Here is a 14,249-nt window from a genome sequence, read left to right on the forward strand (position 1 = left end):
AACTTCTTTCCTCTGAAGCTAATACACCATTTTAAGCTTGACACGGCACTAGGTAAGTATGAGGGAGCACTCAATTACCTTCAAGAATCTTTGAAAATTAGACAAGAAATAGGCGACCGCTCTGGGGAAGGGAATACTCTCCAGAATATTGGTGCAGTTTACCGGAGTCTAGGTAAGTATGAGGAAGCACTCAATTACCTTCAAGAATCTTTGAAGGTTAGCAAAAAAATAGGCAACCGCTCTGGGGAGGGGGCTTATTTCAACGAGATTGGTTTAGTTTACTATAATCTAGGTAAGTATGAGGAAGCAGTCAATTACTATCAAAAATCTTTGAAGATTGAGCGAGAAATAGGCAACTGCTCTGGGGAAGGGGCTAATCTCCAGAATATTGGTGCAGTTTACGGGAATCTAGGCAGGGAAAACGCATCTAATTTTTTTGACAAATGACCAAGATACGCTGGGAGAAAGTGGTCTGTGATACCTTTGACTCCACGCTCTACAAAAAAAAAGCTATTTTCGCGCTGCGCGATCGAATGTCCGTTCCGCTGCGCAATACAGAGTAACGCCACACTCCGCGAACGCATTCTCAGCTTGAATTTCGCCGGAATGATATAGAAATCTTTATGGTTGCTCTTGCTATCTGCAATCAGTTTGATTTATTCATTCTTTATTTTTTCTTTTGTTACTAAAAACTACACTCTGCAATCACTTTATTTTTTGAGGGATATACAAGGTTATCATTTAACTTTTATTGTCGATATTACTATCTGCAATCAGTTTTAAATAATCAAAGCAAAATAAATAATGGCTCTGCTACTTCACAGTACAATAAAATTATATTGCCAGATACTTTTCAAGACTTTAACTTAGAATTTATTGTGAGCTGAATAAAATTTTAAGAAGGTAATTGTTGTTCCATCCTGCTCTTTTTCGTTTATTTTTTATTCCAGTTTTTACAGTTTTTTCTTGGTTTAATAAATTCAATGCTATTTGTCTAATTACTGCCAAATTTTCGGGAGCATTATCTGTTCTGATTCTAGAATTATCTTCTTGGAATTGAACATCCAGAACCCAATTTAATTGATTTTCAATTCCCCAATGGCCTCGTATAGCTTCAGCTAAAATTTCTGCATTATTTGATAAACTACTAATGTAATATCTTCGTTCACAAGTAATTTTTCCATCTTTTTCAGACCGAAAATAATCCACAAAGCCAATTGATTTGAGATTTTTCCATTCGCCAAATGGATCGACTTCATCTGCAATATTACTCACCATAGAATAGTATCGACCTTCGATACGACCATGAGTTAACTCAGATTTACAATAATCACTTTGTGGGCTTTTTTTTCCTTCATTTTTAGATAATTTATTCAGCAATTTTTCGACCCTTTGATAAAAATAGCCTTGATTTTTTTTCAAAGTAATTACATAGTCAGCTTGTTGTTCTATAATTTGTTTAACAATTTCTTTTTGACATCCCATCGCATCAATGGTCACTAAACAAACAGAAATAGATAAAACCTTGAGAAGTTTAGGAATTGCAGTAATTTCGTTTGATTTTTTATCTACTTTTACTTGACCTAAAACCAGGCGATTTGCCGTTGCCCAGGCACTGACCATGTGAATAGGTTTTTGAGATTTTTTCTGGTCATAAGAACCTCTGAGAGTTTTACCATCTATTGCTATTATTTCTCCTTCAGTTATTTGACTTACTGACTTAATCCATGACAAAAAACATTGTTGTAATTGTTCGGGGTCTAGACCTGCAAAAACTCGCGCAAATGTATCATGAGATGGAATACCATTAGGCAGTTCTAAAAAACTTTTTAGCCATTCATATTTAGACTCACCATAAGCTTCTATATCCACCCATGTATCCGCGCTACAAATCACAGCACAAATCGTAATTATAATAATATCAATTAATTTATGACGTTTAGTTCTATCTACCCTCGGGTCTTCTAGTTCGCTAAAATACTCATAAATACTCTTTTTTGGCTGGAGTTTCATTGTTAAATATTAGAGTTGTTGGGAATTAACCTAAAAAAATGCCTAAAACCCTTATCAGTCAAAGTTTATAGCATTTTCAACCATCAAATCCTGAAAACCTTATATAGTAAGCTTTTGAGCATTGTTAAATTTTTATTTCCCAACAACTCTATTACTATTATTACTACAATAATTATCCTTCATAAATATCTAATATTCCACACTTAATTAGGATTTTTTAAGTATTAATTATTGAATTGATTTGAGACTTTTAACTCTTGAAATTTTTGGTATTTTTTGACAGTGATTTGAGAAGCGATAGACTGCCAGTCCGCTTTCCTACGGAATGCTATGCAAACGCGTTGGCGGAGCCTAGCGGCAGCTATATCGCATATTCTATTCTAAAATTTTATTTTTGGTCATTTGTCAAAAAAATTAGATGCGTTTTCCCTGGGTGTTGACCCTACTAAGAATACATGGTTTTGCTGGAATTAAAGCAGGGATATCACACTTAAGTAATGACCTCAAATATATACTTTCTGTTTGTAGTTAGGTGTGAAATAAAATCTATTTTAGGGGCAGAATAAATAGAAGTTGCTTTCCGCAGTGCGATCGCACTAATATTACAGTTGGTAAAACAGAGTTGGAGGCCAGTAGATTGTGGCGATACTGCTGACGCAACGCTCCGCGAACGCGCTGCTTTACATAACTATAAGTAACCAATTAAGCTAATATTGGCCAAAATCTGGGTCAGAATCTGCTCCTTACTCTATAATTCTACACCTAAAGTGAGAATGAAACAGCCCTGCTCCTGGGAGGGGAAGTCAGTCGAACTGAGTCAGGAGGAGAGAGAATTACAAAGATGAGCGTAGTTATGACGATTGGAGAATTTGTTTATGTCCAATTCCCCCGGATTTGATATTATCATTAAAGCCCTACTACAAACAAGAACTTTTTTATCACTTATTATTCGGATATCATATAATACCAAGCGTGAAAAAAGAATGCTTAACTTAGGTGAAACTTCAATTATTAAGTAATTCACACAGGTGGAATGACCTTTTTGATAATTACGCTAGGAGCGTGTTAATTATTCTTATGTTTACTTCTCGCTCTCGGACGTTGCATGCAACGTCCCTACCTACTCAAGAAACTGTAGCAAACATTTATGAAATTGGTATAAAAGGGATTTTGAGCAACCCTCCAAAAACATTTTGCCTTAAAAGGCAGGGTTTTAGACCGAATTATTTTGATAAATAGATCTTAATTTAAGTTGATATCCTGAGCATTATTAAAAATATCTAAAGTTTTTTAGATCAAAGACTACTAAGAGGTAAAAAGGTTATATTCACGACAAAGTGAGAGAAAAATTTATGGTAATTGCTACAAGACCAGAACAAAACGTAAAAATTGGCCCCACTAAACTTCTAATTAATAACGAGTGGGTAGAAAGTGCCTCTGGCAAACGGTTTGAAACTATTAACCCTGCAACAGGAGAAGTTATTTGTGATGTTGCGGAAGCAGATGCACCTGATGTAGACAAAGCTGTAATAGCAGCTCGCAAAGCATTTACCAGTGGCGATTGGCCAAAAATGTCCGCTACTAAACGAGGGGAACTTCTATACAAGTTAGCAGATTTGATGGAAGAAAATATAGAAGAGTTGGCAAGACTCGAAACCCTAGATAATGGTAAACCACTCAGTGACTCCCTCAATACAGACTTACGTTTAGCGATCGCCTGTTATCGCTATTATGCTGGTTGGGCAGATAAAGTTCAAGGCAAAACTATTCCTATCAATGGCTCCTATTTCTGTTACACCCGCCACGAACCAGTAGGAGTAGTCGGTCAAATCATTCCCTGGAACTTCCCATTATTAATGCAAGCTTGGAAACTTGCTCCAGCATTGGCAATGGGTAATACATTAGTAATGAAAACAGCCGAACAAACACCATTGTCAGCTTTTCGGGTAGGAGAGTTAGCGGTGGAAGCTGGTTTTCCTCCTGGTGTAGTCAATATTTTGTCTGGTTATGGCCCAACTGCTGGTGCTGCCATTTCCCACCATCACGATATTGATAAAGTTGCTTTCACTGGTTCGACAGAAGTTGGTCATTTAATCATGGAAGCTGCTGCTAAGAGTAACTTAAAGCGGGTGACTTTGGAACTCGGTGGTAAGAGTCCGAATATAGTGTTTGCAGATGCGGATATGGATGCTGCTATTGAAGGAGCGCATTTTGGTTTGTTCTTTAACCAAGGTCAGTGTTGCAATGCGGGTTCTCGTTTATTTGTGGAAGAGAAATGTTATGATGAGTTTGTTGCTAAGAGTGTAGAGCGGGCAAAACGCCGGATGGTGGGCGACCCATTTGCCACTAGAACTGAACAGGGACCCCAGGTAGATGAAGAACAGTTTAATAAAGTAATGAGTTATATTGAGTCTGGTCAACAGGATGGTGCCCAGATGTTATGTGGTGGGGCAAGAGTTGGCGATCGCGGTTATTTTATTGCACCCACTGTATTTGCTGATGTGCAGGATGGGATGAAAATTGCCCGCGAAGAGATTTTTGGTCCGGTGATGAGCATCATTAAGTTTAAGGATATTGATGAACTGGTGCAACGGGCGAATGATACGATATATGGTCTGGCTGCAGGAGTATGGACGCGGGATATTGGAAAAGCTCATGCTGTGGCTCATGCTGTTCGTGCTGGAACTGTTTGGATAAATTGTTATCATGTGTTTGATGCTGCTGCACCGTTTGGTGGTTTTAAACAGTCTGGTATTGGTCGGGAGTTAGGTGAGTATGGTTTACAGCAGTATACAGAGGTTAAGACGGTGACTATGAAGATGTAGTTGGCGATTAATTATTTCTACTAGACATCTCCGAAAGAAAGTAGGGACGTTCCATGGAACGTCCCTACAACAATATTTAGCGTTCTATCCTGATGGAACAAAAACTGGCTTTATAACCGAAGTTAGAATTCTTTTGAAAGCATAATCATCGTAGCAAGAATGACAACCATATCTTAACCAAGTACTGTAACGAAGATGCTTGACAAACTTTTCCCAGATGGTGAGTGTGGTCTTTCCAGGACTTTTCACGATCGGTATTAGTTATTGAATGATTTAAACTTACTTGACTTTCTATTTCTTCATTAGCGCTTCGCGTTCCGCAACCTACAGTATCATTAGACCGATCCAGTTGAGCTAATTCACAAGTTAGCAACAAAATAGATAAAAAAGAAGCTGCTAACAGCTTTTTTTTTATGTCTATATTCTTCATATCTTTATTCTTCATTTTTGGGTCTCCATATTACTTTTATTAGACATTCAGATTCAATTTAATAATTAGTTGAATCTTTAAGCGTTAGTCTTGCTTGGTGATTTATCTTGTTATCTCTACTTTACGGAATAATTTGGTTTTAATGGTGAGAAAATGTTGTAGGTTCTAGTTAGTTTTAGTCAGCCACTTCAAATTCTTAAAAAAGTTAGAAAAAGTTAGGACTTCGATAGAGAGCTTGCATTTGATAGTAGAAGAAAATAAAATAATATTTGAGTTGCCAATAAATTACTGTCTAGAAATAAAATGAATCCAGAAACAGCTTTTGAATTCGTCAACAATCAATATCTTAACCAAACAGGTCAAAGCTTGAGCGATTTACAAAATGATATTTTTTGTCTAAGTTGGGAGGGTAAAAAATATGGAGAAATTGCGGAAGAAACTCGTTACGACCTGGTATATATTAGACAGAAAGCAGCTGAGTTATGGGGAATATTGGGAGATTTATTTGAGCAACAAGTCTCCAAAACTAATTTTCGTGGAGTGGTAGAACAAACACAGAGCGATCGCCTAAAATTTCCTCTACCAGAACAGATGAAAGAATGGTTTAAAATTCTGGGTTATCAATTTGCAGAAAACTACAAAGTTGGGGATAAAATTCACGGTAAAAGATTTTTTGAATGGATAATAAAAGTTAAAGCTCGTCGGGGGTATGACCGCATTCTTGTCAGAGGTGTTGAAGGGGAGGCAACAATTTGCGACCTCAATGCTTTGCGTCGGTCGGTGGTAAAGGAAAAAACTGATGAGGGTTGGTTGGTGGCAGTGCGTCGTATTAGTAAATTTGCTCGCCATGAGGTTGAAAAGGAGGAAAATCAAAATCTGTTCTGCTATACTTTTGACGAACTTTTAGACCAAGAGGCTGACTTTGAACGTTATTTTAAATGGCTGGAGTCACAGGTAAAATTGCGAGGTATTGACAAAAAATATGTACCTCTTGCTTGTCGGAAGGAGGAAGTTGACCCCCATACTAAACAAAAAATAGGGGTGAGTGACTACGAGGCAGCGGACGGTTGGATAGATGGTTACATTGATAAGTGGCTCGATGACCCGGTGAAAAAGCATCTCTCGGTTTTGGGGGAGTTTGGTACTGGCAAAACTTGGTTTGTTTTTCATTATGCTTGGCAGCAGTTACAAAAATATTTGGATGCTAAAAAACGAGGTGTGGAGCGCCCGCGTTTGCCCATAATTATTTTGCTGCGCGACTATGCTAAAGCGGTTAATATGGAATCTCTATTTTCCGAATTCTTTTTCCGACAACATGAAATTCCTCTACCCGGTTATTCTGCTTTTGAATTACTCAACCGTATGGGTAAGTTGTTGGTAATTTTTGATGGTTTTGACGAGATGGCAGCGAGGGTAGACCGACAAAAGATGATTAATAATTTTTGGGAGTTAGCTCAAACGGTGGTACCGGGGGCGAAGGTTATTCTCACTTGTCGGACGGAACATTTTCCCGAAGCACAGGAAGGTCGCGCTCTGTTGAATGCTGAATTACAAGCTTCTGTTGCTAACCTGACTGGGGAACCGCCACAATTTGAAGTGTTGGACTTGAAAAAATTTAACGACGAGCAAATTCGTCAGGTACTTTCTTTCAATTCTGAACCTTCTACGGTAGAAAAAGTGATGAATAATTCCCAACTTTTAGACTTAGCGCGACGCCCGGTAATGAGTGAGTTAATTTTGGCAGCGTTGCCAGAGATAGAGAAAGGGAAAGCGATCGACTTGGCACGGATATATTTGTATGCGGTTACACATAAAATGGAAGGGGATATCAAGGAAGAGCGGACTTTTACTTCTCTTGCAGATAAGCTTTATTTTCTGTGCGAACTTTCCTGGGAAATGTTATCTAATGACCAGATGAGTCTGAATTATCGGGAATTTCCAGACCGCATTCGGCGTTTGTTTGGGTCAAGGGTGCAGGAACAAAAAGATTTAGATCATTGGCATTATGACATGATGGGTCAGACAATATTGATTAGAAATGAGTATGGTGACTATTCTCCTGCTCATCGTTCCATGTTGGAATTTTTTGTTGCTTATAAGTTTGCTGCGGAGTTGGGGGTATTGGTTGATGATTTTGTGGAGGTGGCGCGGATGCAGTCTCATGTTAATTTGGAGGCAATGGGTGAAATTTGTACTTGGTCTGAATATTTCCGTCGGGAGGTGGATGCTAAGGGAGGGGTTATTTCTATTCCTCCTCTGAAGAATTTTTCTCGGGAATGTCTGGAAAATTTACGTTCCACTCTGGGAGAAATGCGGTTGACAAAGGCGGTTTTGGATTTGTTATTGCCGATGTTGCGTCTAGGGGAAGGGAAGGAGGAAAAGCAGAATGTTTGTGGTAGGTTGCGGGAAGTTGTGAAAGAGACTAGGGGAAAAACTGTGGCAGAAGTGGGTTATGTTGGAGGAAATGCGGCGACTTTGTTGGTTAAGAGCGATCGTTTTGGTTTGGCAGGTTCCGATCTGAGTAGGTCTGTTATTTTGGGAGCTACATTTACTTGTGCTAGTTTGCAGGGTGTTAATTTTGCTGAGGCAAATTTGGCTGACTGTATTTTTATGGAGTCTATGAGTATAGTTAGGTCTTTAGCTTTTGCTCCCGATAGTAAGCTCTTAGCAACGGGGGATGACTTTGGTAGAATTCATTTGTGGCAAGCTGCAGATGGTAAAAAACTTTTGACTTGGGAAGGTCATACCGATAAAGTCAGAACCGTAAAATTTGCTGCGGACGGTCAAACTCTAGTTAGCGCTAGTTCTGACAAAACAGTAAAGTTTTGGAATTTGGCAAGCAGTAAATGTTTGAGAAGTTTACTAATAGATTCTGAATCTATAAAAGCTACTACCTTGAGTCCAAATATGCAACTCTTAGCTACTGGTAGTATAGATGGGACAATCAAATTATGGAATCTTAGCAATAGCAAACATCTAGCTATCTTACAAGAACACACAAGTTGGATAAACGAATTAGTGTTTAGTCCAAATGGAGAAATTTTAGCAACTGCTAGCCAAGATAGAAATATCAAGCTATGGAGTGTGAATAATGGAAAATGTTTAGCCACTTTATCAGGACATCAAGAAGCAGTCCGCACTATTGCTTTTAAACCCGATGGTAAAATATTGGCAAGTGGTAGTTTGGACTTTACCATTAAACTTTGGGATATTAGAGATATCAAAAATATTTCGCTAGCTGCTACTATTCCTGCACATGATAATGAAGTTAGAGGGCTAGTTTTTTCCGCAGATGGAAGAATGCTTGCCAGTGGAAGTGGCGATTTAACTGTAAAATTGTGGGATGTCAGCTATAGCGATCGCCCACAACTACTGAAGACTTTACGAGGACATACCTCTTGGTTGTTTCAGGTAGCTTTTAGTCCTGATGGCAAAATTTTAGCCAGTAGTGCCGGTGATAGAAAAGTAAATTTGTGGAACATTGAGAATATTGATAATCTAAAACTCCAAAATACATTAGAAGGTTGGGGAAGTTGGATTCGCTCAATTGCTTTTAGTCCTGATGGCAAGACTTTAGCTAGTGGTAGCGATGACTGTGCTGTGAGACTTTGGAATATAAAAGAAGGAAAAGTAGTGGCAACTTTCCAAAAACATCAGGAGCGTGTGCAATCAGTTGCTTTTAGTCCTGATGGTCAAACTCTAGCTAGTGGAAGTTTTGATTGGACAGTTCAATTATGGAATGTGATTACCAGTGAATGTTTGGCAACTTTGGACGGACATACAAATCAAGTGCATTCTGTTGCTTTTACTCCTGACAATAGCTTATTGATTAGTGCTGGAGATGTTCGCTCTTTGATATTCTGGAATGTCAAGACAAAGCAGCAACGGAAAACTTCACTAACCCACTGTAAATCAGAAGTTTATGCAATTGCTATCAGTCCTGATAGTAAAAAAATAGCTGTTGGTGGAGTTGAGCCTATTGTTCAATTGTGGGATATTGAGACAAATGAAAATCTAACCAGTTTCCAAGGACATCAAGCAGATATCATGTCAGTTACTTTCAGTCCTGATGGTAAGCTATTAGCAACTAGCAGCTATGACAAAACAGTCCGTTTGTGGGATGTCAGCATCCAAGAATGTATTGCCATTCTAGAAGGGCAACAAATCTGGACTTATTCAGTTGCCTTCAGTCCAGACGGTCAATTATTAGCAAATGGAGGAAACAACAACACCGTGCGCTTGTGGGATGTCAACACTCACGAACCCTATGCCACCTTTAGCGGACATCAGAGTTGGGTATTAGAAGTAGCATTCCACCCCAACGGTGAAATTCTTGCCAGTAGTAGTGCCGACGGAACAATTAAACTTTGGAACATCAAAACAGGAGACTGCATCAAAACCCTGAGAGTACCCAGACCTTATGAAAACGCCAACATTAGGGGAGTTAAAGGATTAAGCAACGCCCAAAAAGCCAGCCTTAAAGCATTGGGAGCAGTGGAATATTGAATATTAGAATCGATGAGAGAGGTAACAGACTGTAGTGTATTGTTTCAGTAATGAGCGGTTAGTCGGTATCAAGTAGATCCCCCCTAGCCCCCCTTAAGAAAGGGGGGGACAAGAGTAAGTTCCTTAATGAGTGCTTAGTCGGTATCAAGTAGATCCCCCCTAGCCCCCCTTAAGAAAGGGGGGACAAGAGTAGATTTAGTTTTGCTTTTCCTATAGCGATAGACCTCCAGTCTGCTGCCACGTTCGCGGAGCGTTGCCTCAGCAGTATCGCGAAGGGGTGTATAGCACTATCGCCCACCTGCCCACAAATTATGATTCTCTCTCACTCCGGTCCCCCCCTTTCCAAGGGGGGTTAGGGGGGATCGAATCCTGGGATCTAAAGTGATTATCAACCTCTCAACTCACCAACTAAACACTCCAACCGCCAACAAACCCCCTCAAAATCTTGCAAAACCTCAACATTAGTAAACCTCACCACCAGTAACCCATAACCCTCCAAAACACAAGTTCTTTCAGCATCATAAGCCTTTCCCTGCTCCGTAAAGTGGCTATCCCCATCAATTTCAATGACCAACCTCAGAGCAGCACAATAGAAATCAACAATAAAATTATCGATGGGTCGCTGTCTCAATACACGCAGGGGAAAGCTTGTGAGGAAATCCTGCCAGAGTTTTTTTTCTGCGGGAGTAGGGTTTTTGCGGAGTTGTTTGGCGATAGGGACAAGTTGGCGGTTGTAGGGAAGGTGAAAATTAGAGTTATTGAGTTTTGGCATGATTGGTGTTTGCGGTTGGTTGGTTTGAGTTGTCTGTCGATCCCCCTTAACCTCGTTTGGATAAGGGTTGTCTCTGGCCTTCCTAGCTTTTAGAGCCCTCCTAATCCCGCTTGGCTCAAGGTTCGATCCCCCCTAACCCCCCTTGGAAAGAGGGGGACTGGAGTGGTCTTTGAAAAAAGAGGCACTAGAGTGGTAGGAAGTGATATAGACATAATTGTAATATCTTTTTGGCGATCGCTTGCTGGCAAATATGCTAAAATACAAATCAACCTATAATCATATAATTGCTGAGGAAGTATGTCGGATGTCACTATCAAAGACTTAGAAATAGTACAAACCCTATTCAACGAAGCTGGTTTAGATTATCAATTAGAATTAGAAGGTGGAAAAATATCAGTTATGGGGCCATCAGATATCGTTTCGAGCGAAGTAGGAGTTCGCTTAATTTCTTCTCTTTATGCTTGGATAAACCCTCGTCGTCTGGGGCGAGTGTTTGACTCTGCCGGTGGTTTTATATTACCTGATAGCAACCTCAAAGCCCCAGATGTTTCTTTTGTCAAAGCCGATCGCTTGCCACGAAGCATCCGCTATTTTGCAGAAATGGTACCCGATCTAGCAGTGGAAATCAAGTCTCAAAGCGATAGAGTTCCCCCTCTGAAAAAGAAACTCCTAAAATATATCGAACTGGGGGTGCAAGTCGCAATATTAATCGATCCTGATGAAGAAACAGTAATAATTTATCGCCCCACAGGAGAACCCATTGAACTCACAGGGGATGACATATTGAGAATTCCCGAACTATTCCCTGGTTGGGAAATATCTATTTCTGAACTTTGGCCGCCAGTCTTTGATGAGGAAGAGTAGGAGTAGGTGAAAAGAAGCAATATTGCTCCTTTTTATATAGAATCCGGATAATTACTTATAGCCAAGTCATTGCGACTGGAACGGAGTGGAAGGAAGCAATCTCAGGGGTTTAGGAGATTGCTATCCTGACGGACTGCTTCGCAAACGCTGTCGCTCGCAATGACGACTATTCAATCGAATTCTATATTATCGCATAGAATCTATTTTTGACAAAAGGAGCGATCGCTAGTTTCTACACAAATATAGAAATCATCAACAACCTTTAACTATTTCGCCCTGGCGACATCCATAATATCATCCATCACCGAACCTGACTCCTCCATCTTTCCAATATCCAAAAGTGTCTTCAACAACGAATCCGGATTTAAACTCAACGAGTCAATACCTTGCTCAACCAAAAACCGGGCAAATTCTGGATAGTCACTAGGCGCCTGACCGCAAATACCAATCTTGCGATCGTATTTCTTAGCTGCTTTAATGGCAATTTTCACCATCCGACGTACTGCCTCATTCCGTTCGTCAAAAATATGTGCCACTAACGCCGAATCTCGGTCTAAACCCAAAGTCAACTGAGTCAAATCATTTGAACCGATAGAAAAACCATCAAATACTTGGGCAAACTCGTCGGCAAAAATCACATTGCTGGGCAACTCACACATCACATAGACTTGCAACCCATTCTCGCCCCGTTTCAAACCGTTTTTCTCCATCTCTGCCAATACCTTGCGACCTTCATCAGGAGTACGACAGAAAGGAATCATTGGAATTACATTAGTCAAACCCATTTCATCCCGCACCCGCTTCAACGCCTTACACTCCAAAGCGTAAGCATCACGATATTTTGGATCGTAATAACGAGACGCACCCCGCCAACCAATCATGGGGTTTTCTTCCCCAGGTTCAAACTGACGACCGCCTAACAAATTCGCATATTCATTACTCTTAAAATCGCTCATCCTTACCACTACAGGATTTGGATAAAAAGCAGCAGCGATCGTACCTACACCTTGCGCCAGTTTATCTACAAAGAAATCTGGTTTGTGTTCGTACAATGTAGTCAAGTTACCAATTTCCCGTTTCACTAACGGATCTTCCAACTCGTCATAGTGAATTAAAGCTAATGGGTGAGCTTTTATATGATTGGCAATAATAAATTCCAACCGTGCCAACCCCACACCATCACAAGGAATAGAAGACAAACCAAAAGCTTCCTCTGGGTTGCCAACATTCATCAAAATCTTGGTGCGAGTCTTAGGTAAGTCACCTAACAAAGTTTCCTGCACCTCAAAGGGCACCATACCTTCATAAACCTTGCCTTCTTCACCCTCAGCACAACAAACAGTCACTTCCTGACCAGTTATCAACACTTTAGTAGCATCACCACAACCAACTATTGCTGGAATACCCATTTCCCGCGCAATAATAGCAGCATGACAAGTACGCCCACCTTGGTTAGTAACTATAGCGCTAGCCTTTTTCATAATTGGTTCCCAGTCAGGGTCAGTTTTGTTAGTTACTAAAACTTCCCCTGGCATAAACTCGTCAATTTTGTGCACGTCAAGAATAACACGAACTGCACCTTGCCCAATCATTTCTCCCACAGCGCGACCGCGAACTAATACATCACTGCTACCTTTGAGTTTGAAGTTACGGAGAATACTACCAGATTTTTGAGATTGTACTGTTTCTGGACGCGCTTGCACAATAAATAGTTCACCAGTGAGACCGTCTTTTGCCCATTCAATATCCATTGGGGTGTAATGGTCACGCACTTGAGAATAATGTTCTTCAATAATACAGGCCCATTTTGCCAGTTGCAAGATTTCGTCGTCATTGATGCAATATTTTTCCCGTTCGGAAACTGGCACTGGCACATTTTTGGTAAGTTTGGAACCGCCGATGTCGTAAATCATCTTCAGTTCTTTTGTACCGAGACGTTTTTCCAGGATGGGGCGGAAACCTTGTTTGAGGGTGGGTTTGAAAACGAAGTATTCGTCTGGGTTGACTGCTCCTTGCACAACATTTTCACCTAAACCGTAAGCGGCTGTTACCAAGGCAGCATTTTTGAATCCGGTTTCAGTGTCGATGGAAAACATGACGCCTGAGGATGCGAGGTCAGAACGTACCATTTTTTGTACTCCCACTGACAAGGCAACGTCAAAGTGGTCGAAACCTTTGATAGTACGGTAGGAAATGGCGCGGTCTGTGAATATGGAGGCGAAACATTTATGGCAAGCTTCTAATACTGCTTCATCACCGTAAATGTTGAGGTACGTTTCCTGTTGTCCGGCAAAACTTGCATCCGGAAGGTCTTCAGCAGTTGCGCTGGAACGTACTGCTACATCTACTTCTTTGGTGTAGCGTTCGCATTCTTGTTTGGAGTTCCCCTCTAGTTTTTCACAATACTCGGCGGAGGTTCCGTAGCGATTGCACATTTGATGATATGCTTCGACTATGGCTTTTTCTAAATCTTCTGGGAATGGGGTGTCTAGGATCAGGGTGCGAGCTTGTTTTCCCCGTTTACGGAGATTCCTGACATCTTCTACGTCTAGGTCAGCAAATAGTTCTCGCAGTTTTTTCTCTAATCCAGCTTTTTGGATAAAATACCGATATGCGTAAGCAGTGGTGGCGAATCCATTGGGAACATTTACGCCTTTGAGAGTTAACTGTTGAATCATTTCTCCGAGGGATGCGTTTTTTCCTCCCACTAATGGAATATCTGCAATTCCTACTTCTTCAAACCATAGGACAAAAGCTGTTACATCTACTTTTGTTCGACTTTTTTGACCTAATAGGTTCACCATAATTTTATCCTCCAATGTTTTATTTCTGCCGTGTT

At 40.4% G+C, this 14,249-nt stretch carries 8 protein-coding genes; 4 read left to right on the forward strand and 4 right to left on the reverse strand.

Annotation, left to right across the window (positions count from 1 at the left end; translation table 11 throughout):
- The coding region (locus tag ACP6PM_RS25040; protein WP_426589464.1) for a tetratricopeptide repeat protein at positions 1 to 447 on the forward strand (447 nt) is incomplete at its 5' end.
- Between the two features lie 426 nt (positions 448 to 873).
- Here ACP6PM_RS25040 and ACP6PM_RS25045 read toward each other — a convergent pair.
- Entirely contained in the window at positions 874 to 2,013 is a 1,140-nt protein-coding gene (locus ACP6PM_RS25045; RefSeq protein ID WP_426589466.1) for an ISAs1 family transposase, read from the reverse strand.
- A gap of 1,352 nt (positions 2,014 to 3,365) precedes the next feature.
- Between ACP6PM_RS25045 and ACP6PM_RS25050 the strand changes: the two genes are divergently transcribed.
- Complete coding sequence (locus tag ACP6PM_RS25050) at positions 3,366 to 4,838, forward strand: aldehyde dehydrogenase family protein (RefSeq protein WP_426589468.1); 1,473 nt, start codon at positions 3,366 to 3,368, stop codon at positions 4,836 to 4,838.
- Positions 4,839 to 4,983: 145 nt separating this feature from the next.
- Here ACP6PM_RS25050 and ACP6PM_RS25055 read toward each other — a convergent pair whose 3' ends face one another.
- Positions 4,984 to 5,283 (reverse strand): hypothetical protein, encoded by a 300-nt coding sequence (locus ACP6PM_RS25055; protein WP_426589470.1) that lies wholly within the window; start codon positions 5,281 to 5,283, stop codon positions 4,984 to 4,986.
- A gap of 288 nt (positions 5,284 to 5,571) precedes the next feature.
- Between ACP6PM_RS25055 and ACP6PM_RS25060 the strand changes: the two genes are divergently transcribed.
- Positions 5,572 to 9,774 carry a WD40 domain-containing protein gene (locus tag ACP6PM_RS25060; RefSeq protein ID WP_426589472.1) on the forward strand — a complete coding sequence of 1,401 codons (4,203 nt, stop codon included), beginning with the start codon at positions 5,572 to 5,574 and terminating at the stop codon, positions 9,772 to 9,774.
- 388 nt (positions 9,775 to 10,162) lie between these two features.
- Here the strand turns inward: ACP6PM_RS25060 and ACP6PM_RS25065 are convergent, their stop codons facing one another.
- Positions 10,163 to 10,546 carry an endonuclease domain-containing protein gene (locus ACP6PM_RS25065; protein ID WP_426589474.1) on the reverse strand — a complete coding sequence of 128 codons (384 nt, stop codon included), beginning with the start codon at positions 10,544 to 10,546 and terminating at the stop codon, positions 10,163 to 10,165.
- 297 nt (positions 10,547 to 10,843) lie between these two features.
- On the opposite strand from ACP6PM_RS25065, the gene ACP6PM_RS25070 reads away from it, so the two are divergent.
- Complete coding sequence (locus ACP6PM_RS25070) at positions 10,844 to 11,410, forward strand: Uma2 family endonuclease (protein WP_426589476.1); 567 nt, start codon at positions 10,844 to 10,846, stop codon at positions 11,408 to 11,410.
- 266 nt (positions 11,411 to 11,676) lie between these two features.
- Here ACP6PM_RS25070 and ppsA read toward each other — a convergent pair whose 3' ends face one another.
- Positions 11,677 to 14,214: a phosphoenolpyruvate synthase gene (gene ppsA, locus ACP6PM_RS25075; protein WP_426589478.1), complete on the reverse strand. Its 2,538-nt coding sequence runs from the start codon at positions 14,212 to 14,214 to the stop codon at positions 11,677 to 11,679.
- Positions 14,215 to 14,249: the final 35 nt, after the last annotated feature.

The sequence above is a fragment of the Dapis brunnea BLCC-M229 genome, assembly GCF_050015995.1.
Classification (GTDB): Bacteria; Cyanobacteriota; Cyanobacteriia; order Cyanobacteriales; family Microcoleaceae; genus Trichodesmium.